Consider the following 24888-nt stretch of genomic DNA (forward strand, 5'->3'; position numbering starts at 1 on the left):
GAAAAGTAACCCCACCCGCCTGAGTGTCAGGAGCATGAAAGTGCTTCTGGCACTTTTTTGTAGCTTTTTTGTGAATTTGATTAAAAAGTCCTTGACAACTCGTTTCGGGTAAGACAGCGAAGAGTATTCTGATCAGCTGCGGAGCGAGGCTGGCGCCCTTTGATATTGTGGAAGTACGTGAAATTACCATGTATGATGAACTGGAGCTTGATCTGGTGGGAGACCGGAAGACAGCTCTGTTTTTTATTATCTCGGATACGGATGCCACTTTCAATTTCCTTGTCAGTATGGCTTATACGCAGCTGTTCAATCTGCTGTGTGAAAGAGCTGATGACAAGTATGGCGGACGGCTTCCGGTGCACGTGCGCTGTCTGATCGATGAAGCGGCAAATATCGGGCAGATCCCGAATCTGGAAAAACTGATGGCGACGATCCGGTCCAGGGAGATTTCCGCGTGCCTTGTATTGCAGGCGCAGAGCCAGTTAAAGGCACTGTATAAGGACAACATGGACACAATTATCGGGAATTGTGATTCCAGCCTGTTTCTGGGTGGCAAGGAAGAAACTACCCTGAAAAGCTGGAGTTCCCTTCTTGGGAAAGAGACCATTGATATGTATAACACAAGCGTTACGAAAGGAAATCAGGAGAGCCACGGCCAGAATTTCCAGAAGCTGGGAAAGGATCTGATGTCAATGGACGAGTTGGCTGTGATGGACGGCGGGAAATGTCTGCTGCAGGTCAGAGGCGTCCGGCCGTTTCTTTCTAAGAAGTATGACATTACAAAACATCCGAACTATCATCTTCTCTCTGATTACAATGAGAAGAATGCTTTCGATATTGAAAAATTTCTCTCTACAAGGCTTCATGTATTGCCGGGAGAAATGTACCAGAATTATGTAATTACGGCGGAAGAGCTGAAAGAGCAGCCGGCGTAAGGAAAGGAGATGAGGCGGGCTGAGGATCCGTGATTCACCGTGAAAACTGAATATCCGGCAGGGATGCTTCTGCCGTTTGTATGCCGCCTTTATGCCTGAATATTTTCAACGCATGAAGGTGGCTTATTACGGTTTATCGAAATAAAGGAGAGACTGAATGGAGTTTTGAGTGTGTTGTGAATAATGAACATTGGTTGATATCATGGTATAATAAGGTGATTTAATTTATCTAAATAAGGTGGTAGAAGTTATGGATTGGAAACAAGCGATAAAAGAAATTCAGAAGGCTCAAGAAAAAAACCAATTGGTTATTTTTGTTGGCTCAGGAGTTTCAAATAATTCTGGTATACCGACATGGTGGGATTTGATAAAAGTTATTGCGGATGAACTAGGATATGATAAGTGTAATTCTTGCAAAAACCGGCAAGAAGATTGCCCTAAGTCAGAGTGCGAAGAACGATATGATTTTTCTCAAGATGAATATCTTCGTATTCCAGAATACTATTTTCAAAAAGATACATCGAAAGATCATAGTCAATACTATGAACTTATAAAAACCACATTGAAAAGTGATAAAGATTCTAATCCTATAGATGATGAAATTTTCAAGATTTTACCCCATCATATTATTACAACGAATTATGATGCACTGTTAGAAAAATCAAAAAATCTAAATTCAAAATTGTATACTGTTGTAAGCCAAGACAGCGACTTGCTATCGAAATCAGATGAAAGATATATTATTAAAATGCATGGCGATCTTGAAACTCCAGAGACAATCGTTTTAAAAGAAAGTGACTATATTGATTATGAACAGAAACATACGTTGATTAGTACTTTTATACGGTCTCTTCTTGTAAATCATACCTTTTTGTTTTTGGGATATTCTTTGAACGATTATAATTTGAATCTCATAATTGGATGGATTAACTACTTCAAAAAATTCTATAATGTAGAAGACCGACCAATGAATTATATGGTGAGTTCTACGGTACCTTTGGAATATGAAAAAATGCGTCTTAAAGATAAGAACATTTGCGTAATTGCTCTTGATTCATTACCAAAGGATCTAATTGATAATATAGAGATGCCTAGATCGATTATTAAAACAGAAGGGAAAAAATTGTATTCCTTTCTGAGATGCATTACAGATTCTGAAATTTATCAAAGATATATTCCCTTAGCTAATACGTTAGCAGAAAGATATCAGGTATTAAAAGCATATAAAAAAATCTCGTTTGAAGATTTGATCAACACATATCCATTAGGACAAACATTTTTTGTGAGTACAGAACTTGTCTTTTACGATAAAGTTTGGTATGAAAAAATTTCATCTATTATAGACAGTGGGAATGAGCAGATATTAGATGTTTTTCAACGCGCAATGATAACCAATATTGCACTATTTAAAGAGAAGCATAGTAAACAAATCCCATTGGTATCAGAAGAACAGAATGAGGTGTTTAATTTATATATTAGTAACGATTATATAACTCTTTGGTCAAAAATTCGAGATTCTTCTGATACTGCTGAAAAAATTTATTATTATCACTTTTTTGGAAAGAATAAAACGGAGATTAAAGACATAATTAATGAAGAGTCTTTATTAATTGATTCCAAAGACTATGTTAGTATTATACTTCATAAAATGCGTGCTTATTTAGCGACATTAGACTTTTTAAATAATCAGTCATCCAAAAGGAAAGAACTAGAACAATTGTTTGACACTGCACCTATAAGATATAGAGAAGCAATCAAATACATAAAATCGCTTTTTGAGTCGCCGACACAAAATATGGTTAAAATGAATAAAATCCTAGAGGAACAAGAAAAAAGGTATAAATCAAACAGTAATACCTTGTTTTCAGGACATAGCTTTACAAAAATATGGGATATGCAAAGATATATTTATGATTATTACTTTTTTTTCAAAAAAAACTATTTACCTTTGGATTATTTTTCCGATCCTCAAAATTATTTGAATTATTATGTAAAAGCAATTTTATGTTCATATTCTCCGGTAGCAATAGAAGATGATGAAGGCTTATTATTTAAAACTGACCGTAGACATTATTCACTTAATGAAATTGATTTTGATATAATTATAAAATATATTAATACAAAAGCATTAATAAATACATTGGAAAATTATTCCGTTCAGTTTTTAGAAGTAACAGAAGAAGTTAATATTATTAAGAAATATAATAATTTATGTGCTAGTATTGCAGAATTTAAGTATGACAGTTGGATTGGTCAATTATATAACTTTAATGTACTTATTTGCATATTAGATTTAGATAATGAGTGCAAAAAAGAGCTTTTCAATGCGTTTTGCAGTATGTATATAAATGTCGTTAAAGGGCATGTATATATGGCAGAGAGTTTGTTTGAACCATTAAATCATCTTATAAGAAATATGTCAGTTGGAGGTGTAGAAAGGATAAAAGCAGAGTTACTGGATACGTTGCTCTTAGAAAAAGTTTATGAAGTGTTGATAGAAAGAAAAAGCAGAATGTTTTCAAATGTAATAAAACTCTTATCGCCAAACATAAAGGAAGAGACTACAGAGAGAATTATATCCGAAATCAATCATATAACTGAAGAAAGCAAAAAAATTGAAAAAATATTTATATTACGCTTTGCTTTTTCAAATGAACAATATAGCAGTTATTTGAGTAATAGTATCGGAGAAATAAATTTGGGATGTTTGTTTCAGTTGGTCATTGAAAAAAGAGTTCCATATAATGATTCAGTATTTCAAAGGTTCCTTGAAACAATAGAGAACGAAGTTAAAAGGCGAAAAGAAAATCCAGGAGTTTATTCTTATCCGAATCAATTATCATCCGCTATTGAGGAATGTATTATATTAAAGTTAATAGACTTTGATATAGATATAACCAAATTAAGTCCATATGCAGATTATTCAGAGCCTCTTCAATTTATGTTAGAACCGAAAGAGTTTGATTATTCAAAGGTAAATACGAATAATTATATGTGGCAGAATTTAATATATTCTCCCATGTATAAGCAGTATTTTTTGGAACATAAAAAGGAGATACTTTCAGATGACTTAAGAAAAGTTTTCGATTTAGGATTAGAGACAAGAGATCAACAGAAAATTGTTTATGGTTTATTGTTAGAGGATGATGAATTACGAGGATTTTCTTCATGACAAGTTGTCCGATAATATAGAACTAGTATATGTCGAACTTGCATAATATAATAGCGCTAATCCGCAGCCAGGTAATTGAGCGATATCAATTATCTGGCTATTTTTATATTCATTTTTATCTTGTAGATATTTACGAGGAGGTGTTAAACTGAGAATCCGTGACTCACCGTGAAAACTGAATATCCGGCAGGGCTGCCCCTGCCGTTTATATGCCGCCTTTGTGCCTGGATATTTTCACTGCATGGAGGCGGCTTTTTTGCGTTTTATGTTCAAAGATGAAATATAGAATTACCGAAATAAAGGAGGAACTGAATGGAGTTTTTTTCGAGTGCTATCGATACCCTTCGTATTCTGGTTATTGCTCTGGGAGCAGGACTTGGGGCATGGGGGATCATTAACTTATTAGAGGGTTACGGAAATGATAATCCAGGTGCGAAATCACAGGGAATCAAGCAGCTCATGGCGGGCGCTGGCATTGCCGTTGTGGGTATGACGCTGATCCCTCTGCTGTCCGGCCTGTTCGGTTAATAGCCGATGGGCGGTCTGTTCGACTGGATAACCGAATGGATTAAAGAGGGGCTGATCGATGCGATCACCGGGCAGTATACGAATATTTTTGACTCGGTGAATACGCAGGTTGCTGACGTGGCGTCTCAGGTAGGGGAGACGCCCCAGGGATGGAACAGTGCTGTATTTACCATGATACAGACGCTTTCAGAAACAGTGGTCATTCCCATTGCGGGGATTATCCTGACATTCGTACTTGTGTACGAGCTGATCCAGATGATCCTGGAGAAGAATAACATGCATGAGTTCGATACCTTCAATATCTTCAAGTGGATCTTTAAGACATTTGTTGCCACATATCTGCTGACCAACTGCTTTACGATCGTGATGGCGGTCTTTGATGTGGCGCAGAGCGTGGTGGCGGACAGTGCGGGGGTGATCAACGGAAGTCTGGACGTCACTGCAGCTCTGGAGAACCTGGAGACGCAGTTGGAAGCAATGGGGATGTGGGAACTGATCGGTCTGTGGTTGGAGACGAATATCATCAATCTATGTATGTGGATACTGTCTATCGTGATCTTTGTGATCGTATATGGAAGGATGATTGAAATCTATCTTTCCGTGAGCCTGGCGCCGATCCCGTTCTCTACGATGGTAAACCGGGAGCTGGGGCAGATGGGGCAGAACTATCTCAGATCCCTGTTTGCACTGGGATTTCAGGGATTTCTGATCCTGATCTGTGTTGCAATCTATGCGGTGCTGGTGCAGTCTATCCCTGCATCTGATGATATCCACGGGGCAATCTGGGGCACGGCAGGGTATACGGTCCTGCTGGCATTTGCCCTCTTTAAGACAGGAACCTTATCCAAAGGAATTTTTAACACACATTAGTAATGAGTCAAAATGACAGGAGGAATTGATTTTATGGGTAAAACAAATACAGAAGGAAATATGGCGGAAATTCCGGCACAGGAGGAAAAGAGAGAAGGCTTGCAGATGGACGTCCGGGTGAGGCCGATCGCGCCGATGGGAAATCTGCTTGCTTTCGGTAATGTGACGATCGGGGGATGCTTTAAGATTGACGGGTTCCGTATCTGTTCCGGGGATAAAGGGATGTACGTCAATATGCCCTCTACTCAGGACGGGAAAGGGAACTGGAAGGATGTCTGCTATCCGGTAACGGCAGAGTTCAGAAAGCAGTTATGTGATGCGCTGATTGAGGGATACAGCGCAGCGATTGAAAATCTCCAGGCAACCCTTGAAGCGACCAGGGGAGCAGCGGAAAAGCCGTCTGTTTCCGGATCATTAAAGGAGAACGCCGGTAAAGTAAAAAATCAGCCGGCGAAGTCTGCTCCTGCAAAGACTGAGCAGGCACGCTGATCTTGCAAAGGCGAGGGAGCAGCAGGATGGGTAAAGAAACAGATGAAAAATATGTAGAGCTTATTCAGCGTATAGGCAGTAATCTTTTCGAGGTTCAGGGCAGATTCCTGTCTCTGGATAAACAGGTAATGGCTCAGAGCGTGGAGCAGGTTTCTGTGGCTATGGAAATATACCGCTATATGATCAATCATTATGAGCCACAGTTGGAAGAGATGGAATTTCTTCTACAGTATGAAAATCCGTTGTCGGTGATACAGAGTTACTGGCCGAAACCGGATCCTCTTTTAGGCCATACTGTTATGAAGAAGATCCGGGAAGATGCCCGTGCAGAATTAAAAGAACGTCAAGAGAAGGAATCATCTCTTCATGGGAAACTCAAAAAATCTGCAAGGGATATCAAAAGGGAAAATGACAGAAAGAATAGTGGTAAGGAAAAAACAGGCCGGACGAGAGAGAAAGGACGGTGATTACAATGCCTTATGTGCCTGTGCCAAAAGACCTTGCCCGGGTGAAGACGAAGTTGGCGTTTAATCTGACAAAAAGACAGCTGATCTGTTTCAGCCTGGGCGGGCTGGCAGGGCTGCCCGTATATTTCCTGACACGCGGGGGGATTGGAAATTCAGCAGCGGTACTCCTGATGATCGGGGTAATGATGCCGTTTTTCTTTTTCGCCATGTATGAAAAGGATGGGCAGCCGGCAGAAAAGATCTTAAAGAATATACTCCGTCACAAGCTCTGGCCGAAACAGAGAATCTATCGGACGGAGAACTTATATAGAGCGATGACAAGGAAGGAGGGCTGTGAGATTGCCAAAAAGCAAACAGCAGGAGGCTCAGGAAAAGCGTCTGCAAAGAAATATCCGGCAGGCGGGAAGAAACAGGGCCGACGCAAAAAAAGGAGGGCATAAAGGTTCACGCACAAGGCCGCCGGGGAAGAATAAATCCATCTTCGGTCTGAGCGCGGATGCCCCGCAGACAGTCCAGCAGAGTATCCCGTACCGGGAGATGTACCGGGATGGGATCTGCCGACTGGATGACAGGACCTATACAAAGACAGTACAGTTTTACGATATCAATTATCAGCTGGCGCAGGCGGATGATAAAGCGCAGATCTTTGAGGGATACTGTGATTTCCTCAACTATTTTGACGCTTCGATCCATGTGCAGCTGACCTTTATTAACCAGAGAGCCAATATGCAGGATTTCTCCCGGAATATTGAGATCCCGGAAAAAGGGGATGCATACGACGGGATCCGCAGGGAATACAGTGAGATGCTGAAAGGACAGCTCCAGAAAGGAAACAACGGTCTTACGAAAAGAAAGTATATCACGTTCGGGATCGAGGCAGATGACCTGCGCACGGCAAAGATGCGGCTGGAGCGGATTGAGGCGGATGTGATCGCCAACTTTAAGACGCTGGGAGTGAAAGCCAATCCGCTGAACGGGCTGGAGCGACTGGAGCTTCTGCACAGCCAGTTTCATCCGGACGGCCAGGAGAAGTTTCATTTCCAGTGGAGTGATTTGGCGGAGACCGGGCTGTGTACCAAAGATTTTATTGCCCCTTCCGGGATGTCGTTCTCAAAAGACGGGAAGACTTTCCGGGTGGGAGAGCATTCAGGCGCAGTTTCCTTCTTACAGATCCTGGCGCCGGAACTGACAGACCGGCTGCTGGCAGAGCTGTTGGACTTAAATGATGCGGTGACGGTAAATCTGCATATCCAGTCTATTGACCAGGCGCAGGCAATCCGGAATATAAAGCGGAAGATGTCGGATCTGCAGAAGATGACCATTGAGGAACAGAAGAAAGCGGTGAGATCCGGTTATGACATGGATATCATACCAACGGACCTGTCCGTATACGGGGAAGAGGCGAAAAACCTGCTGCAGGATCTGCAAAGCCGGAATGAGCGGATGTTTCTTGTGACTCTGCTGGTAGAGAATATCGCCCCGAAACGGCAGAAGTTATTCAATGATATCTTTGCTGCATCCGGCGTGGCGCAGAAATATAACTGTGCGCTAAAGCGGCTTGACTATCAGCAGGAGCAGGGGCTGATGTCTTCAATCGCCCTGGGCAGAAACCAGATCGAGATTGAGCGGGGGCTGACAACAAGCAGTACCGCTATTTTTGTGCCCTTTACGACCTGCGAACTGTTCCAGGAAGGAGAGGCACTTTACTATGGCTTGAACGCTTTGAGCAATAACCTGATCATGGCGAACCGCAAGACGCTGAAAAATCCAAACGGGCTGTTCCTTGGAACGCCGGGAAGCGGCAAGTCATTCAGTGCGAAACGGGAGATCGTGAATGTTTTCCTGACAACGGATGACGACATTATTATCGCAGATCCGGAGAATGAATACGCTCCTCTGGTACGGCAGTTCGGAGCCCAGGGGCAGGTGATCGATATTTCTCCGGGTTCTGCGAATTATATTAACCCGATGGATATCAATCTGGATTATTCGGATGACGAAAACCCGGTCACGCTGAAAAGTGATTTTATCCTGTCCTTGTGCGACCTTATTATTGGCGGAAAAGACGGGCTGACACCCATTGAGCGGACGGTGATCGACCGCTGTACCAGGCTTGTGTACCGGGAGTACCTGCAGGATCCTGTACCGGAAAATATGCCGATCCTGGGAGATCTGCACGGCCTTCTTTTAAAGCAGCCGGAGCCGGAGGCGCAGAATATTGCGACAGCGTTGGAAATCTATGTCAACGGATCGTTGAATGTGTTTAACCACCGTTCTAATATCCGGATGGATGACCACCGTGTCATCTGCTTTCAGTTGAAATCTCTGGGAAAGGCGTTAAAAGAGATCGGGCTGTTGATCATGCAGGATGCGGTCTGGAACCGGGTAACGGCCAACCGTTCAAAGCACAGGACTACATGGTTTTATATTGATGAATTCCATCTTCTTCTGAAAGGGCAGACGGGAAGTTTCAGCGTGGAGATCTGGAAACGCTTCCGCAAATGGGGCGGGATCCCGTCAGGATTGACGCAGAACGTGAAAGATCTGCTGGCTTCCCGTGAGATTGAAAATATATTTGAGAATTCCGATTTTATCTATATGCTCAATCAGGCCCAGGGAGACCGGCAGATCCTTGCGAAACAGCTGGGAATCTCACCCCATCAGCTTTCTTATGTGACACATTCCGGGCCCGGGGAAGGGCTTTTATTTTTTGGAAATGTCATTATCCCATTCGTGGACCACTTCCCACGGGATACCATGCTGTATTCCGTCCTTACGACCAGGCCCGAAGAGGTGGGAACCGGCAGGATACAGGAGGCATCGTAAATGAGTGATGAAAAAAACGGAAAGATTACGTTCTATGCGGCGGAGTGTATGGAGTTCATTCATTATGGAGAGCTTCGTGATAATCTGACGCTTGCAGATGCGGTCAGGGAATATAAGAAGATATATCGGAGAAACGCCTCTTCCGGACCGGGGATCGGATTTGTCCTGGAAGACAGAAATATGCCGGATTATTCCGGGATCGAGTATCCCATCTATGAAGGCGGCAGGCTTGCAAAAGAGCAGATTGAACTTGTCCCGGCATTCCGGGATCATCCTCTGGTAAAGCAGGCTGTAAAAGCGATGGAGGCATATCTTCCGCAGCTTGCAAAGGCAGAGAGAGGAAGAAGCGGTGCGGAGCGATAGAAAGAGAAAATCAGAGCGGGTTATTTACGGGAGGTGATTAAGATACCGCGTGACAGAAAATTTGAGAAAGGTCGAAAGGACAGCCGTATGCCGGTCCGGGATGTACATGGAGATGAACGCATGGACGCCGGGAAACGGGAGCAGGACTTTGAGCTTCGCAGACCCAGGGATGCATCGGTGCATGGAAGAGAAAAGAGATACCGGCAGAATGGAACGATAGACCGGCAGCAGAGGGCAGAGCCACGTCCGGGGGATGGATCTGGATCCGGCGGGGAAAGAGCTGAATATGAGAGGTTTGGCAGAGACGAAAGGAGCGCCTCTTTTTCTGATACAGAAAGACTACATCCAGAGCCGGACAAGACCGTGCAGTCCGGGGAGAACGGGAAAAGGCGGAGACTGGATCAGCATGGAAATCAGTATCAGCAGCGCTTCCAGGAGGCGGCGCAGGCAGAGGATGCAAAAGAGAACAGTCAGGGCGCTGTATCGGAGAAACCGGGGCGTAATTCCAAACTGGAGTTTACGGCGGATGAACTTCCGGTGGATCGTGCGGAGAAGAAATTGGCAAAAGCCCGGCAGAGGGCAGAGCGGACAGAACAGAAGCTGGAAAAGGCGGAGGCGCGTCTTCCGGCGCAGAGAAAACTCCGGTTGGAGACAGAGGCGGATCCGCAGACCGGGAAAGGAAAGAGACGGCTGAAATTTGAAAAAGAGGTGAAATCCCAGAGCGCTCATGTCAAGGGCGCTCTTCCTTTGCGCCCGGTCAAGGCGGCAGCAAATGCAGCAACTGCTTATGCGCACAGAAAAGTGTATCAGGCTGAGGATGAAAATGTAGGCGTCAAGGCAGCGCACCGGATGGAGATGGCAGGAGAAGCCGGAGCGCGGACTGCGTACCGGCGGCACCGGACAAGACCTTACCGGAGGGTGGAACGCCTGCAGAAACGGTCAGCCCGTGCCAGGGCAAAAGCAGCCTATCATCAAGCCCTGCAGGAAAACCCGCAGCTTAAGAAAAATATATTTTCCCGGATGTGCCAGAAACGGAAACTGAAACGCAGGTATGCCAAAGCAGCAAGGGAAGCGCAGAAGACCGGAAAACGGGTAAAGAATACGGCGGTTACGACAGAGCGGATTGCAATGCACGTGACATTGTTCGTGAAGAGGCATCCGGTTATTTTCGGCATCCTTACGCTCCTGCTTCTGTTGGTCTTCCTGATCAGTTCTGCACTTACCTCATGTTCCAGTATCGGATCGGGGAGTCTGGGGGCCATGGCTGCTTCTACCTATCTTGCAGACGACCATGATATCAACCAGGCGGAGCTTGCCTACACCGAGTGGGAAACAGATCTTCAATTACAGATCAACCGTGTGGAGACCGACCGTCCCGGGTATGACGAATACCGCTATCAGATCGATGCGATTGAGCATGATCCCTATGAACTGATGGGATATCTGACTGCGGTGTATCAGCATTTTACTTATGAGCAGGTAGAGAGTGTGCTCCGGGAGCTCTTTGCAGAACAGTATACCCTTACTTTTACCGAGGAAACAGAAACCCGTTCCCGGACAGAGACACAGACGGATCCGGAAACCGGAGAATCGATAGAAGTCGAAGTGCCTTATGAGTGGAAAATCCTGAATGTAAAACTGGATGCAGCGCCTATGGCAAACCTGATCGTGGCACGGATGACAGCGGATCAGAAGGAAATCTGTGAGATACTGTTGCAGACGAAAGGGAACCGGCAGTATGTACAGAACGTATTCGGAACCAACTGGCTGCCTTATGTTACGAGCTATTATGGTTATCGGATCCACCCGATCAGCGGGGAGAAGAATTACCATACTGGAATCGATATTGCAATGGCTCAGGGTACAGACATTCTGGCCGGGCATGACGGTGAGGTGACAATGGCGGGAGAAGCAGGCGGTTATGGTCTGTGCGTTGCGATCGAGGGAGAAGCATATGAGAACCATACCCTGACGACGAAGTACGGGCACTGTTCACAGCTTCTGGTATCCGTGGGGCAGGAAGTAAAAGCTGGGGATGTGATCGCCAGAGTGGGGAACACGGGAAATTCCACCGGAGCCCATCTTCATCTGGAAGTGCTGTTGGATGGTGAGTATGTGAATCCAATGTATTTTGCAGATACCGGGGATACGACAGAGCGGCATCTTCCGGATCTGGGAGCAGGCGGAGCCGGCGGCAGCGGGGATTATCTCGACTATGATATCCCGCCGGAGGCGCTGGAAGATGAAGAGTTCGCAGCTATGATCGCAGAGGCGGAAAAATATTTGGGATATCCTTATGTATGGGCTGGATCAAATCCGTCCACATCCTTTGACTGTTCCGGCTATGTCAGCTGGGTGATCAATAACTGCGGCGTAGGATGGAATGTGGGCAGGCTGACCGCGGACGGACTTCTGGGAGTGTGTACGCCGGTGTCCAGAGAAGAGGCAAAGCCGGGCGACCTGGTCTTTTTCCAGGGAACCTATAATACAAGCGGCGCATCGCACGTAGGCATCTATGTGGGAAATGGAATGATGATCCACTGCGGGGATCCGATTTCCTACGCAAGTATTAATACAAGTTACTGGCAGCAGCATTTCTATACATTTGCAAGACTGCCATAACAGATGGGAGGTAATAAGACAGATTGAATCCGAAAATCGAAAAAGTGGAAAAGGAGATCACGAAAACAAAGAATAAGATCTCGGAGCTGCAGGAAAAGCTCCGGGGTCTGGAGAAGCAGAAAACTGAGTTGGAGAACACGGACTATGTGGCGGTTGCCCGCAGCTTTCGCCTGACTCCGGAGGAACTGGCAGAATTTCTGAAAACAAGGCAGGTTCCATCTACAGGGAAGGAACTGCCGAAAGGACAGGAGGAAGGAAATGAGGACTAGAAAGATTTCCTTATTGGCGGCGCTTATGGTTTCCATAGGCGCCTTTACTCTGCCGTTGACAGCCTATGCGGGAGGGAAGACAGATACGTCACCTCCTGTGCTCTCGGCTTTGTTGGAGGGCAGTACGCTGCATGTGTCAGGCAGCGATGCGGAGTCCGGCTTACAGGCGGTGTATGTAGATGGAACCCGGATCAACTCTCTGTCAGATGGATCAGCGGACGTCCTGCTGAAAGATTATGCAGGAACCGGGAGACTGGTCAGTGTCTATGCAGTGGACTATGCCGGGAACCGGTCGGATACGGTAAAGTTGGAAAATCCGTATTATGAAGAACCGGAAGTAACGGCTATTTCTGCGGCAGCGCAGGCTGCTCAGAACACGGCAGAACCGAGTGTGGCGGCAGTTCCGGTCAGTACGGGAAGTGCAGAACAGGACAGCGGATCTTCTCAGGAAGATACGGGATCATCCAGTGATACAGGGAGTGCATCTTCGGGCAGCAGTGAGGATGCAGGGGAAGAAAATGCTTCGTCCATTCCTGACGGAGCGTTTACCCCGGAGGGAACCGGAACGATCCAGGATGCGGCTGTGGAAGAGAAAGACGAGAAACAGTTTTATACCATTACCACCGAAGACGGCAATGTCTTTTATCTGGTCATTGACGGGAAACGGGATGCCAATAATGTGTATTTCCTTAATGGGGTTACAGAAGAGGATCTGATGAGCCTGGCAGAGAAGAGCAACGGCAGTATCAGCGTGATCCCGGAGGAAGAAGCCTGCACCTGCACGGAAAAATGTGAGGCGGGCAGTGTGAATACATCCTGTCTGGTCTGCAAGAATGACCTGACAGGATGTACGGGAAAGGAAGTGCAGCCGGAAGAACCAGAGGAATCTGCACAGCCGGAAGAGTCTGCAAATGAGGAAGGAAGTATCGGGATGATTGTCTTTTTGATACTTGGTGTACTGGCAGTGGTCGGGATCGGATACTATGTGAAAGTGATCCGGCCGAGGAAGCAGGCAGAGGAAGAAGAGGAATTTGACGAAGACGGCTACGGGGATGGTTTTGATCCGGATGAAGCCTATGGAGAACCGGAATACTTGTCAGAGGATGACTTTGACGACAGGAGGGAGGACGGCCGGTAGAGCCGTCCTTAACAATATGAGAAAGTGAGGATTTTTATGGTGAATACGAATACACACCGCCACGGATGGAAACGGTTCGTGGCATTTCTGCTTGGTGTCATCTGCGCACTGGGGATCCTTCCCATGCAGGCGTTGGCTTTATCGCCGGGGCAGACAGCAAGCTCGTGGATCGGGGAGAGATATGTAGGATCTGACGGAAAGGAATATTATGCTCCGGCACCCTATACCTATCTGGTTTATAATTCTGACGGCACAATGGATGTCCGCACCAGCTCCGGAGGCGGAGCCTATCAGCATTATATGCTGACAGCTTCGGATGGAACAAGCCACCAGGTTTACTGTGTAGAGAGTGGAGTGGCTTACAATGCCTCTGAAAATACTTATACATCAGAGAGCGGGAGCAACAGCCGTTATCTGGATCTGCTTCCGTCTGCATCCAGACAGGGGATCAAGCTGACTTCCATATATGGTTGGAAACCGGGGGCTTCCCTTCCGGTCTCGGGAATTAACGAGGATGACTATAAGATAGCGACACAGGTGATCCTCTGGGAGTACCAGCAGCAGTTACGGAGTGATCCGTACAGCCGGCACGGAAACGGACACGCATCGGCGGATCAGTATTACAGTGTGATCGCCGGACGTCCGGCAGAGAAGGCATATAACTGGATCCTTGACCAGGTGGCGTCCCATTCGACGGTTCCTTCTTTTACCTCGTCCAGTCAGTCAAAAGCTCCGGAACTGGAACTGAAATGGGATACAGAGAAGAAGATCTATACACTTACAGTTACAGATACGAACAACCTGAATATTGATCTGGAGATGCTTTCCGGTAGCGGTGTGTCGGTTACGCGGAGCGGGAACCGTTATACCTTTACCAGCGAGAAGATGATCATGGATCCGGTTACTTTTACATTCCGTAAGGATATTCCGGTGGCGGAAGATATGCTGATCTGGGGCAGGCCGGGATATCAAACCATGATGACCGGCGCCAGTGATCCGGTGTCTTTCTATGTGAAGATCAAGACAGAAACTTATGGCACGGCAAAGCTCGTTAAGACAAGTGAGGACGGGATCGTATCAGGAATTACATTCAATATATCCGGCACGGATATCCTGGGAAATAAAGTGGATCAGGATGTGACCACCGGGGAAAACGGACAGATCGAAGAGAAGTTCCTTCCGGGAACCTATTTTGTAAAGGAGCTGCCTGTGGACCGTTATGTGACGCCGGCGGCTCAGTACATTACCATTGAAAGCGGGCAGACATCCACTGTTCATTTCAGCAACATTTTAAAGAAGTTCCGTGTCCATGCCGTGAAGACAGATGCGGATACGGGAACTGCACAGGGCGACGCTACCCTGGCAGGCGCGACCTATGGACTGTACAATAACGGGGATCTGGTGGATACCTTTACAACGGATGCAGCGGGGGAATTCCTGACCGGATATTATGTGTGCGGGGAGAACTGGACGCTCCGGGAGATTGAACCGAGTACAGGATATCTTCTGAATGAGACTGTTTATGAAGTAGGCGCTTCTCCCACTCTGTACGAAGTGGAGCTGAATACAGCGGAGAACAGTGTTACTGAGACTGTGATCTATGGAAATATTCAGCTTGTAAAGCATACCGATGAAGCAGATCCGGATGTTTCGGAGGAAGAGAACGCAGACAATCCGAATGAGGGTGTGATCGAAACGCCGGAAGCCGGAGCTGTGTTTGAAATCTATCTGACAGCAGCAGGCAGTTATGAGGAAGCGAAAGAAAGTGAGCGGGATCTGCTGACAACAGATGAAAACGGGTTTGCGGCGTCAAAACAGCTGCCCTACGGTCACTATACAGTCCATCAGATTGAAGGGAAGGATGGGAAAGGATTTATCCCGGATTTTACCGTTTTTGTCAATGAGAACGGCCATACATACAGCTATATCTTAAACAACCGCACGATCACTTCCAGACTGAAAGTTGAGAAATGCGATGCGGAGACAGGAAATATCATTCCTCTTTCCGGAACCGGCTTTCAGATCAGGGATCTGTCTACCGGGGAGTTTGTTACACAGGAAATCTATTATCCGAACCCGGAGACTCTGGATACCTTCTACGTTTCCGATGAAGGATGGCTGATGCTGCCGGAGCCTCTGCCTACAGGGGATTATGAACTGTACGAAGTGGCTGCTCCGGAGGGCTATGTACTTGCAGATGAACCGGTGCCTTTTACTATTGACGGAAGTGAAGCGGTGGTGACGGTCACACAGTATAACATGCCGCAGAAAGGACAGCTGACAATCACGAAGACTGGAGAAGTTTTCTCTTCTGTCCAGGAGAATGAGGGATTATATCAGCCGGTTTATGAAGTGACCGGACTGCCGGGAGCAGTCTATGATGTGATTGCAGATGAAGATATTTACACTGGCGACGGAACACTCCGGGCAGAAAAGGATACGGTTGTGGAAACATTGACGACCGGGGAAGACGGATCCGCACAGAGTTCCCTTCTGTATCTGGGGCGCTACCGTCTGGAGGAACGGCAGGCTCCGAAGGGAATGGTGCTGAATACCGAACCGGAATATGTGGAGCTGACCTATGCAGGAGAGACCGTGGAAGTGGCACAGGCAGCTGTGGGATTATATGATGAACGGCAGAAAGTTTCGCTTAATCTTCTGAAAGAGCTGGAAACGGATGAACTGTTCGGCATAGGGCTGGGCGAAGAATATCAGGATATTTCCTTTGGCCTGTATGCGGCTGCTGAGGTGACGGCGGCGGATGGCAGTGTGATCCCGGAGGACGGACTTCTGGAAGTTGTGTCAGTTTCACAGAGAGAAGATGGAAGCTATGGAGCAGCGTTTGCGGCGGATCTTCCTTTCGGCAGTTACTATGTAAAAGAGCGGACAACGAACAATGCTTATGTGCTTTCGGATACGGAGTACCCGGTGGATTTTGAATATGCCGGACAGGATACGGGTGTTGTACAGATCACAGTGAATGAGGGCAGTGCGATCCCGAATGAGCTGATCCGAGGAGATGTGGACGGCAAAAAGTACGGGGAGGCAGAAGACGGCAGCGATCCCGCGGAGCTGGCCGGAGCAGTGATCGGGCTTTTCCGGCCGGAGACGGAAGAATTTACAGAAGAGAACGCCCTGCTTACTGTGACGACTGGTGAGGATGGCAGCTTTGCCTTTGAGGGAATTCCGTATGGTCATTGGATTGTGAAAGAGATTTCTGCGCCCTCCCTTTATACGGTCAGCCCGGAGGAACATCATGTTTATGTCGGGGCAGACGGACAGAGCATCCAGATCCGGATTGATGATACATTGATCCGGGGCAGCGTACAGGTCAGAAAGACCGAAGCGGTAGACGACCCTTCCTCCACAGAAGCAGAGGAGGAAGAAAAGCCGTTTATGCGGACTCTGGAAGGAGCGGTCTTTGAACTGTATGAGGATACCAACGGGAACCAGGAATTTGACGAAGAGGATCAGCTGATCGGGGAACTGACGGAGACAGACGCAGGACTTCATGCAGCGGAAAATCTTCTGGCAAAGGGATATTTCATTAAAGAGAGCCAGGCGCCGGAAGGATATGAGCTGGACGAAAATGCCTACTACTTCCAGATCAGCGAAGACGGCCAGACAGTCGTAGTGGAGAACGGCGAGGCAGGATGCGGATTTACCAATGAGGCACAGAGAGGAAACCTGAAGATTACGAAGGATTCCAGTGACGGGCGGAAAGACGGCTTTGCTATTGAGGTGAAAAGCGCGGATGGCTCTTACTGTGAGACATTTACTACACCAGAAGACGGGATCATCGAGGCTAATGGTCTGCGGGTCGGCGTCTATACTGTGACAGAGATTTCCAACCGTGCAAGCCAGGATTACATCATCCCGGATGCGGCGACGGTGGAGATTAAGGCAAATGAAACAGCAGAGGTACAGCTGTTCAATGAGAAGCCGGTGGAAGAAACACCGGATAATCCGGATACACCTGGAACAACAGGCGAAAGTGGAAAAGCGGTACCGCAGACAGGTGACGACAGTATGACCGTTCTGTATGGCGTTCTTTTGGCAGCGGGGCTGATCGGTGCAGGTACTTCTGCGGTTGTCCTCTTCCATATCAGAAAACAGAAAAAAGACAGGGGGAGAAGGGCTGCGGGGATCGCGGCTCTCTTTGTCTGCGGCATACTTGCTGTGGGCAGCGGGTTTTTGATGACGCGGGATCTTATGCAGTATATCCAGGGAGCAGATGCTTATGAAAAACTGGCGGAACATGTAGAGATAGCGGATCCGGCAGCAGGAGATGAAGGGAGTACGGCGGGTGATCCTGCCGGGCGGCTCCCGAAAGTGGATTTTGATGCGCTGCGGGAGACAGGACCGGATATCATCGGCTGGCTGAACCTGCCGGATACGGAGATCAACTATCCGGTGACACAGACTGTGGATAATGAGTATTATCTGGATCATCTGTGTGACGGTACTTACAGCAAAGTCGGTTCCCTCTTTGTGGATTATGAGAACCAGGCGGATTTCTCAGACAGGAATACGATCATCTACGGCCACAATATGCGGGATGGATCCATGTTTGCCCTGCTGAATGAATATGACAGCCAGGCATTTTATGAGGAACATCCGAAGATGTATCTTGTCACGCCGGAGGGCGGGTATGAGGTGGAGATTTTCGCTGCATTTGCGGCGGAGCCGTCAGAGTCTGGCAGCGATGCTTCCCCCTGGCGTCTGGAATGGAAAGACGATGGGGATTACACTACGTGGATCACTTCCATGAAAGATCGCTCCCTGATTGAAACGGATGTGACCGTGACCGGGAGCGATCAGGTGCTGACGCTCTCCACCTGCACGCCGGGCGGCACAGAACGTTTTCTGGTCATGGGAACTATGACAGAAGTGGAAGAGTAACTGAATAACTGGAGAAAGGATGCGGGGGCGGATGCTCCCGCATTTGCTATAGGAGGAGTTGTATGGTAAATACCATTGTTACGTTACCGGGATATGTCCATCTGTACCGTTCTCTCCTGCGCTTTTATGAGATGCCGGAAAATGAGGTGCGGGAGATGCTGTATCTTTTGAATACGGCAAATCTGGAATGTTATGAGTATTATCATCCGGGGCGGGTTATTGTCGAGAGCGGTCCTGTTGCTTTCTGCGGATGGCTGGAGAAAAAAGGATACCGGCCTTACCGGACGGAAGTTCAGCTGTATAAGTCGCTGTTATTCTTAAAGCGCAGCATTGACCGGGAGCTGATCGTCACGTCACAGCGGGAGGCGCTGCAGACGCTTCGGTGTATCCTTTCCAATCTGGAGTACCGTTTCTATAAGGCGTACCGGATGGAGATTGAGGATAAGCGCACAGTGTTTGGGGAATGCAGCTACCGGCTGGTTCCCCGAGAGGACGAGCCGAGCGTGTGCCTGATGCGAGACTGGATCGAGCTGCCGAGCGCGTGATGTCACGGATAATATATAAAATATGTGACATAAATTTGTTGGAAATGTCTTTATCTGAATCTGCATTCGCAGCGTATAAAAATGAATTATGAAGATAATACTCAAATTAAAGCACTGTGGATTATTGCATTCATGTCACGGATAATATATAATATTCGTGACATGGAGAGGAGGCAGTATTGTGGATCATGGATATACAAAACAGATACGGGAACGGATTTTGTCAGCTGAAGACGGAAGCGTTTTTACGGCCTCTGATTTTGCGGATATTGCAGATACGACAACAGTACGGCAAAGCTTAAAACGGATGACGGAGTCGGGAACTCTGCGCAGGATTCTCAATGGAATTTATGAAAAACCAAAATACAGTGCGCTTCTCGAGGAATATGTTGCAGCAGATCCTGATGCTGTGGCAAAGGCGCTTGCAAGGAGTTATCATTGGACGATTGCTCCGTGTGGGAATACAGCCTTAAATCTTTTGGGGGTGTCCACACAGGTAACAGCAGTATGGTCTTATATCAGCGATGGCCCATATAGAACCTATGAGTGGAATTCTACAAAATTGGAATTCAAACATCGGACAAACAAAGAGATTACCGGGCTGTCGTATATGACAAGTTTGATCATACAGGCACTTAAAACACTTGGGAAATCAAATGTTACCTCCGAAATCAAACAGATACTAGCAGATAGATTAACGGAGAAAGATAAAAAGGCGTGCCTGAAAGAGGCAACAGAAGCAACTGACTGGGTTTATGATACGATACGGCAGATTTGTGAAGGAGAAAAGATACAATGAGAAATGTAGCAAGGCTTTCCGACAGTAACAGGAGGGAACTGTTCAGAAACACGTCAGATAAAATGGGATTAAATGACGCTATTGTGGAAAAGGATTTCTGGGTATGCTTTACGTTGGATTATTTGTTTCACCGTTCTCCATGGAAAGACTCCATTACCTTTAAGGGCGGCACCAGCTTGTCAAAAGCCTTTCATCTGATCAGCCGGTTTTCAGAGGATATTGATCTGATCCTTGACTGGCGCATTTTGGGATATGGTAAAGATGAGCCTTGGGAGACACGTTCTAATACAAAACAGGATGCCTTTAATAAAGAGGCTAATATGCGGGCAGAGGTGTTTTTGGAAAAAACATTTTGTCCGACAATCAAATCGGAACTGTCACTGGAACTTGGACACGAGGCAAAGATATACATAGATGAAAAGGACAAACAAACCGTTATATTTGCATATCCAAATCTTTTTACTAACAAGGCAACTTTGCAGGTGATCAGGTTGGAGATTGGTGCGCTGGCAGCGTGGACACCGGCTAAAATGGCAAAGATTGAACCGTATGCCGGAAAGTATTATCCGAGAATATTTAAACAGAGAGAAACTTCTATTCTTACAGTTGCGCCGGAGCGGACTTTTTGGGAAAAGGCAACAATCCTGCACCATGAGGCTAACAGACCGGAACATCTGGAGATGCCGCAACGGTATTCAAGACATTATTATGATCTGTACCGTATGTCTAAGACGCAAGTGAAAGAAGCTGCGTTTGAAAGGCTTGATCTGCTCAAAAAAGTTGTGGATTTTAAAATGAAATTTTATCCCAGGGCATGGGCGAGATATCCAGAGGCTGTTCCCGGAACTTTAAAGCTGATTCCTCCGGAATACCGGTTTGCAGCATTGGAGGCGGATTATGAGTCCATGAAGGATATGCTGTATGGTGATATTCCCACATTTGCTGCTGTTATGACATCGGTTCGGGAATTGGAAACAGAAATCAATACACTTTAAACAACTATATAATCATTGCTTTGTCGGCTATTCTAAGGTGTTTTAGAGTAGCCGTTTTTATTTTAGGAGGGATGCTGTATTACACAAAAAGAAGTAGACGATGTTTTCAACGAACAGGTACGGCTCTGTGAGGACACGATGCAGAGAAAGACCAGGGAATACACCGGGGATGAAGAGGACAGGCTGTGCGCATTTAAAGCAGCGGCAACTCTTCTCCATACAACCCCGGAGCGGGCGCTTGCGGGGATGATGGCGAAACATATCGTATCTCTGTATGACATGTGCTTTGACGATGGCGGAAGTTATGATATGGATACCTGGGAGGAAAAGATTACAGACAGTCTGAACTATCTGTTCTTACTGAAAGCGGTTGTAAAGGAGGGAGATAAAGATCGACAGGATTGAAGTGAAAATCTTAAATTGCATGGCGGTGGGAGAAGCTGAGAAAAATATGGTGTTTGCAGCCAGGATGACGCAGCGAGGACACAGAATCCGGGGAATGGACAATCTGATGGAACTGTATGAAAAGACATTTACGGACGATACGGTGGAGGCAATCAGCAGCCTGCCTCATCCTGCGGTCCAGAAGTTTGCCGCGATCACTGTAGCTGTCACAGGTGCAAGCCGTCGTTTTCTTGCACAGATTACCAGACACCAGAAAGAGGTGCAGTTTATGAGTGCATCGCTGCAATATAGTAATTACGCAGGGCAGGCGGACTTTGCCGTGCCATATGAGATCATGGCATCTCCCAGGGAGATCAGGGAAATGTATCTGGAGAGCTGCCGGAAAGGGATGGACTGTTATGAGAAATTATGCGGCGCCGGAATAGGGCATGACGCAGCTGGATATGTGGCATCTCAGGGATTAAGGAATGTGCTGCTGATCAGTGCGACGCCTTATCAGTGGAAGCATATGATCGGGCAGAGAGTTTGCCGGCGCAACACAGATGAAACCAGGATCGTAATGCTGAAAATATGGAAAGAGCTTTCGGCTTTGAGTCCGATATTTTTTGCACCACCGTTTACAGGCCCGTTCTGCCAGAGGGAGCAGTGCCTGGAGGGGAAGATGGCCTGTGGAAGAAAACTGGGAAAAGAGATGAGGTCGGATGACATTCTGAGGGCAGACTACCCTCTGCTTTACACGGCAGAAAAGAGGGCGGCAGATGAAAGTTAAGCTCATAGACTTTGGCGTGCTGGAGGATCAGAGGCCGGTCCGGATTCACGGGAACGACGCAGGAGCAGACGTGTATATGCCTTATGACTGCATATTACAGCCGGGAGAGGTCGCAAAGATCCCTCTTGGTTTCGGACTGGAGCTGCCGGACGGCTGTGCCGGGTATGTGTTCCCGCGCAGCAGCATGGCAGCAAAAGGACTGACCTGTGAGCTGCCTCCGGTGGATTCCGGATACCGGGGCGAGATCCATGCGATCATCAGCAACGTGAGTAACCGGACGCAGAAACTTGTCAAGGGATCAAGGGTGGGGCAGCTTGTGATCATGCCGGTGGTCATTGCGGATTTTGTTTCGGATCTTGGAGAAGACAGGGGAAAGGGGGCATTTGGAAGCACAGGAAAATAGATAAAGAAAAGCGCAGGAACCTCTATTTTTCGCAGAGGGGATAGGATATAATAGAAAGAAAAACGGCCTGTAGAAAAGGCCGTTACTTCCTGCTGTTCAATTCTTTCATAATACCAAGTATGTAGGATAAGGATTTCGGATCCAGTTTCTTTGCTTCGGCGATAAACTCGTGAAGGATTTCAGGGTAAGCAGTTCCCTGATCAAAGAATTCCTGCGGAGTTATGCCGAGATATTCACAGATATAGAAGAAAGACTGCATGGAGGGAAGTGCTTTTTTGTTTTCAATGTTGTTGATGTAATTGTTGGCCTGTCCTATGGACAATGACATATCGCGTGCAGATACGCCTTTTTGTGTCCTTAACTGTGCCAGCCGTTCCGGAAGAAAATCTTCATACATCAGCATCACCTCCCATTCTGCAATAGATTCTATCTTACATGATGGCGAAAGCCGCTAATACAGAAAGGGCATTTACATTGACTTGAAAAAATAAATCTATTACAATGAGAAAAATAAAAATTTTAATCTATCAAATGGAGGCGGCACAGATGGAAAAGACCTGCTGTGTTACAGGGCACAGAGATATGGATACAGAGCAGACAGAGGAAATCAGGGATGCTCTGAAAAAGGAAGTTGAGAAAGCGGTGGAAGACGGCTATGTCTGTTTTCTGAGCAGTTTTACCGGACCGGCAGAACTGGTTTTTGCAGAGACCGTTCTGGATCTGAAGAAGGATCATCCGGATCTGAGACTGTCCGCAGTCATCCCTTACCGGAATAAGCTGGTGCGTCTGATGGATCAGGAGGCGGCAAAAGGGCTTCTTGACGACTGCGAGGATATCATAGTCCTGAAAGAAGAGTATCAGCCGAATGTATATACAGAGCGGAACCGCTATCTGGCAGAACATTCCGACCGGGCAATCATCGTCTATGACGGCCGGGATAAGGGCGCAACTGTAAATATGATCCGTCAGGTTCACAGGAACAAAAAGGAGATGCGTGAAATACCTATAGGTCTGAATCTTAAGTTTTCAGGCGGACAGAGGTTCTGACAGAAATAGTGTAGAGAGAATGACAGCCAGCCGGTTTCGGCTGGCTGATTTACTTCCGCTTATGTTCCAATACTGCCTTGATCATTACGATTACAAGTTCCTGTTCGCTGGGAGAAGCGTCTTTCCAGAGGGCTTCAATCTCCCGGATCCTGCTGATCTCATTTTCTTCCAGGTCATCCTGAAGAAGATAGTCCGGAGAAATATGCAGGGCTTTACAGATATCTATAAATACCGGCAGGCTCGGCATTTTCACGCCGCCTTCGATCTGCCGGAGATATGTGGCATTGATATTGCATGACTCGGAGAGCTTATCCGCTGTTAAGCCCCGGTCTTTCCGTACTTCATTGATCCGTTTTCCTAATCCTTTCCGCTCCATAGTCCTCACCTGTATATTAGCCATCAGTTATTATTTTATACACTACAAGACTATAATATGATTGCTGTTCAGAATAGACTCTGATAGACTATACAATATTAGCTTATAGCAAAATGAAAGGAGGTAACATGAGCAGGATTTGGAAAAAAATCAGAGGCAGATGGCAGTCATACTGGCAGGATGACGGGGATGATCCGGGGATGATACATTTAAGCCGGCAGGATAAGCGTTCCCTCTTATATGGAGGCTTTATGGTCAGTATGGTGACGCTCTTTCTCCTTCTGGCAGCAGTTACAGTCAGCAATTGCCGGGCAGACCGGGAAAATGCAGAGAGTCTGGAAAAGGTGCTTGATATGGTCAATGCCTATCTTGCCACAGCAACAGAGGATGAATATGAGGACGTTGCCGAGACGATCCGGCATGACCTGGTGTACAGCCAGTATGGAGAGGATATCGAAAGCCTGATCCAATACATTCCAAATACGGCGGACAGCTGCTGTCTGGATCGGGAGAAATTTCTGTCACGGATCAATTTTGTTTTTCTCAATACAGGGGAAGCATATGATCTGGATATTTTGGAGGCGGAGGATCAGACGGGAGAGAAAAGCGGCGGCATACAGCTGACCTGCGGATATGACGAGATCAGCGAATCCAGTATCCGTATTACAGAGGAAGGGGGCGAAGCATCCGGAACAGCAGTCCTCAGCAGAGGGAGAGGGATTGTCAGTATCCATAAGATGAAAGGGAAGTTTTGTGATACCTGTATGCAGAAAATCCTGGAAACAGTTAAGGAGGAAGCGGTTGGAGAGGCGGTCATTTATGACACGGTGGATAAAAGGTTCTATCCGATTGCAGAGGGTGAACGGCAGATCGGGGATTATGTATTCCAGACCGCATACGAACAGGGAAACTATGAAATACAAATAGAATATGTGCGCTGAATACCAGCGTATCTGAGCAGGAGATCA

The 24888-nt window shown here is 46.9% G+C and carries 22 protein-coding genes and 1 pseudogene; 21 read left to right on the plus strand and 2 right to left on the minus strand.

Annotated elements, in window-relative coordinates; translation table 11 throughout:
* Positions 1-95 precede the first annotated feature (95 nt).
* The 19 genes and pseudogenes from B5F07_RS17510 to B5F07_RS17600 form a co-directional block, all read left to right on the plus strand.
* Positions 96-935, plus strand: a pseudogene (locus B5F07_RS17510) (VirD4-like conjugal transfer protein, CD1115 family); the annotation flags it as partial.
* Between the two features lie 250 nt (positions 936-1185).
* Positions 1186-4107 (plus strand): SIR2 family protein, encoded by a 2922-nt coding sequence (locus B5F07_RS17515; RefSeq protein ID WP_087162502.1) that lies wholly within the window; start codon positions 1186-1188, stop codon positions 4105-4107.
* Positions 4108-4419: 312 nt separating this feature from the next.
* Entirely contained in the window at positions 4420-4635 is a 216-nt protein-coding gene (locus B5F07_RS17520) for a Maff2 family mobile element protein (RefSeq protein ID WP_087162503.1), read from the plus strand.
* Between the two features lie 6 nt (positions 4636-4641).
* Complete coding sequence (locus tag B5F07_RS17525; RefSeq protein ID WP_087162504.1) at positions 4642-5505, plus strand: VirB6/TrbL-like conjugal transfer protein, CD1112 family; 864 nt, start codon at positions 4642-4644, stop codon at positions 5503-5505.
* 33 nt (positions 5506-5538) lie between these two features.
* On the plus strand, positions 5539-5994 hold the full coding sequence (locus B5F07_RS17530; RefSeq protein ID WP_087162505.1) for a SpoVG family protein: 456 nt from the start codon (positions 5539-5541) through the stop codon (positions 5992-5994).
* Between the two features lie 26 nt (positions 5995-6020).
* Positions 6021-6461 (plus strand): hypothetical protein, encoded by a 441-nt coding sequence (locus B5F07_RS17535; RefSeq protein ID WP_087162506.1) that lies wholly within the window; start codon positions 6021-6023, stop codon positions 6459-6461.
* Between the two features lie 5 nt (positions 6462-6466).
* Positions 6467-6901, plus strand: a complete 435-nt coding sequence (locus B5F07_RS17540; protein WP_087162507.1) for a PrgI family protein — start codon at positions 6467-6469, stop codon at positions 6899-6901.
* Positions 6801-9287, plus strand: a complete 2487-nt coding sequence (locus B5F07_RS17545) for a VirB4-like conjugal transfer ATPase, CD1110 family (RefSeq protein WP_191404392.1) — start codon at positions 6801-6803, stop codon at positions 9285-9287. The genes B5F07_RS17540 and B5F07_RS17545 overlap by 101 nt, the downstream gene beginning before the upstream one ends.
* Complete coding sequence (locus B5F07_RS17550) at positions 9288-9650, plus strand: hypothetical protein (RefSeq protein WP_087162508.1); 363 nt, start codon at positions 9288-9290, stop codon at positions 9648-9650.
* 33 nt (positions 9651-9683) lie between these two features.
* Positions 9684-12272 carry a CD1108 family mobile element protein gene (locus B5F07_RS17555; RefSeq protein WP_330397870.1) on the plus strand — a complete coding sequence of 863 codons (2589 nt, stop codon included), beginning with the start codon at positions 9684-9686 and terminating at the stop codon, positions 12270-12272.
* Between the two features lie 23 nt (positions 12273-12295).
* Positions 12296-12541, plus strand: a complete 246-nt coding sequence (locus B5F07_RS17560; protein WP_087162509.1) for a DUF4315 family protein — start codon at positions 12296-12298, stop codon at positions 12539-12541.
* Entirely contained in the window at positions 12531-13679 is a 1149-nt protein-coding gene (locus B5F07_RS17565) for a DUF4366 domain-containing protein (RefSeq protein ID WP_087162510.1), read from the plus strand. The genes B5F07_RS17560 and B5F07_RS17565 overlap by 11 nt, the downstream gene beginning before the upstream one ends.
* 36 nt (positions 13680-13715) lie before the next feature.
* Positions 13716-18581, plus strand: a complete 4866-nt coding sequence (gene srtB, locus B5F07_RS17570; RefSeq protein WP_087162511.1) for a class B sortase — start codon at positions 13716-13718, stop codon at positions 18579-18581.
* Positions 18582-18643: 62 nt separating this feature from the next.
* Entirely contained in the window at positions 18644-19126 is a 483-nt protein-coding gene (locus tag B5F07_RS17575) for a hypothetical protein (RefSeq protein WP_087162512.1), read from the plus strand.
* Positions 19127-19346: 220 nt separating this feature from the next.
* On the plus strand, positions 19347-19925 hold the full coding sequence (locus tag B5F07_RS17580) for a DUF6088 family protein (RefSeq protein WP_242972570.1): 579 nt from the start codon (positions 19347-19349) through the stop codon (positions 19923-19925).
* Positions 19922-20920 carry a nucleotidyl transferase AbiEii/AbiGii toxin family protein gene (locus B5F07_RS17585; protein WP_087162514.1) on the plus strand — a complete coding sequence of 333 codons (999 nt, stop codon included), beginning with the start codon at positions 19922-19924 and terminating at the stop codon, positions 20918-20920. The genes B5F07_RS17580 and B5F07_RS17585 overlap by 4 nt, the downstream gene beginning before the upstream one ends.
* Before the next feature lie 138 nt (positions 20921-21058).
* Positions 21059-21325 carry a hypothetical protein gene (locus B5F07_RS17590; RefSeq protein ID WP_087162515.1) on the plus strand — a complete coding sequence of 89 codons (267 nt, stop codon included), beginning with the start codon at positions 21059-21061 and terminating at the stop codon, positions 21323-21325.
* On the plus strand, positions 21312-22094 hold the full coding sequence (locus B5F07_RS17595) for an FAD-dependent thymidylate synthase (protein ID WP_275533128.1): 783 nt from the start codon (positions 21312-21314) through the stop codon (positions 22092-22094). Before B5F07_RS17590 ends, B5F07_RS17595 begins: the two co-directional genes overlap by 14 nt.
* Positions 22084-22497 (plus strand): dUTP diphosphatase, encoded by a 414-nt coding sequence (locus B5F07_RS17600; RefSeq protein WP_087162516.1) that lies wholly within the window; start codon positions 22084-22086, stop codon positions 22495-22497. The genes B5F07_RS17595 and B5F07_RS17600 overlap by 11 nt, the downstream gene beginning before the upstream one ends.
* 82 nt (positions 22498-22579) lie before the next feature.
* Here B5F07_RS17600 and B5F07_RS17605 read toward each other — a convergent pair whose 3' ends face one another.
* On the minus strand, positions 22580-22894 hold the full coding sequence (locus B5F07_RS17605; protein WP_087162517.1) for a helix-turn-helix domain-containing protein: 315 nt from the start codon (positions 22892-22894) through the stop codon (positions 22580-22582).
* 149 nt (positions 22895-23043) lie between these two features.
* Here B5F07_RS17605 and B5F07_RS17610 point away from each other — a divergent pair, with 149 nt between their 5' ends.
* Positions 23044-23544, plus strand: a complete 501-nt coding sequence (locus tag B5F07_RS17610; protein WP_087162518.1) for an SLOG family protein — start codon at positions 23044-23046, stop codon at positions 23542-23544.
* A gap of 49 nt (positions 23545-23593) precedes the next feature.
* Here the strand turns inward: B5F07_RS17610 and B5F07_RS17615 are convergent, their stop codons facing one another.
* On the minus strand, positions 23594-23920 hold the full coding sequence (locus tag B5F07_RS17615; RefSeq protein ID WP_087162519.1) for a helix-turn-helix domain-containing protein: 327 nt from the start codon (positions 23918-23920) through the stop codon (positions 23594-23596).
* 128 nt (positions 23921-24048) lie between these two features.
* Between B5F07_RS17615 and B5F07_RS17620 the strand changes: the two genes are divergently transcribed.
* Positions 24049-24861, plus strand: a complete 813-nt coding sequence (locus B5F07_RS17620) for a hypothetical protein (protein ID WP_087162520.1) — start codon at positions 24049-24051, stop codon at positions 24859-24861.
* The last annotated feature ends 27 nt before the right edge of the window (positions 24862-24888 follow it).

The sequence above is a fragment of the Lachnoclostridium sp. An169 genome (assembly GCF_002160525.1).
GTDB lineage: Bacteria > Bacillota > Clostridia > Lachnospirales > Lachnospiraceae > Mediterraneibacter > Mediterraneibacter cottocaccae.

Bases quoted from the DNA above. Each gene is read 5' to 3' on its own strand.
- B5F07_RS17590 (WP_087162515.1), top strand. From the start codon at position 21,059: ATGCAGAGAAAGACCAGGGAATACACCGGGGATGAAGAGGACAGGCTG.
- B5F07_RS17605 (WP_087162517.1), bottom strand. From the start codon at position 22,894: ATGTATGAAGATTTTCTTCCGGAACGGCTGGCACAGTTAAGGACACAA.
- B5F07_RS17620 (WP_087162520.1), top strand. From the start codon at position 24,049: ATGAGCAGGATTTGGAAAAAAATCAGAGGCAGATGGCAGTCATACTGG.
- B5F07_RS17585 (WP_087162514.1), top strand. From the start codon at position 19,922: ATGAGAAATGTAGCAAGGCTTTCCGACAGTAACAGGAGGGAACTGTTC.
- B5F07_RS17530 (WP_087162505.1), top strand. From the start codon at position 5,539: ATGGGTAAAACAAATACAGAAGGAAATATGGCGGAAATTCCGGCACAG.
- srtB (WP_087162511.1), top strand. From the start codon at position 13,716: ATGGTGAATACGAATACACACCGCCACGGATGGAAACGGTTCGTGGCA.
- B5F07_RS17520 (WP_087162503.1), top strand. From the start codon at position 4,420: ATGGAGTTTTTTTCGAGTGCTATCGATACCCTTCGTATTCTGGTTATT.
- B5F07_RS17535 (WP_087162506.1), top strand. From the start codon at position 6,021: ATGGGTAAAGAAACAGATGAAAAATATGTAGAGCTTATTCAGCGTATA.
- B5F07_RS17600 (WP_087162516.1), top strand. From the start codon at position 22,084: ATGAAAGTTAAGCTCATAGACTTTGGCGTGCTGGAGGATCAGAGGCCG.
- B5F07_RS17550 (WP_087162508.1), top strand. From the start codon at position 9,288: ATGAGTGATGAAAAAAACGGAAAGATTACGTTCTATGCGGCGGAGTGT.
- B5F07_RS17610 (WP_087162518.1), top strand. From the start codon at position 23,044: ATGGAAAAGACCTGCTGTGTTACAGGGCACAGAGATATGGATACAGAG.
- B5F07_RS17575 (WP_087162512.1), top strand. From the start codon at position 18,644: ATGGTAAATACCATTGTTACGTTACCGGGATATGTCCATCTGTACCGT.
- B5F07_RS17540 (WP_087162507.1), top strand. From the start codon at position 6,467: ATGCCTTATGTGCCTGTGCCAAAAGACCTTGCCCGGGTGAAGACGAAG.
- B5F07_RS17565 (WP_087162510.1), top strand. From the start codon at position 12,531: ATGAGGACTAGAAAGATTTCCTTATTGGCGGCGCTTATGGTTTCCATA.
- B5F07_RS17615 (WP_087162519.1), bottom strand. From the start codon at position 23,920: ATGGAGCGGAAAGGATTAGGAAAACGGATCAATGAAGTACGGAAAGAC.
- B5F07_RS17515 (WP_087162502.1), top strand. From the start codon at position 1,186: ATGGATTGGAAACAAGCGATAAAAGAAATTCAGAAGGCTCAAGAAAAA.
- B5F07_RS17525 (WP_087162504.1), top strand. From the start codon at position 4,642: ATGGGCGGTCTGTTCGACTGGATAACCGAATGGATTAAAGAGGGGCTG.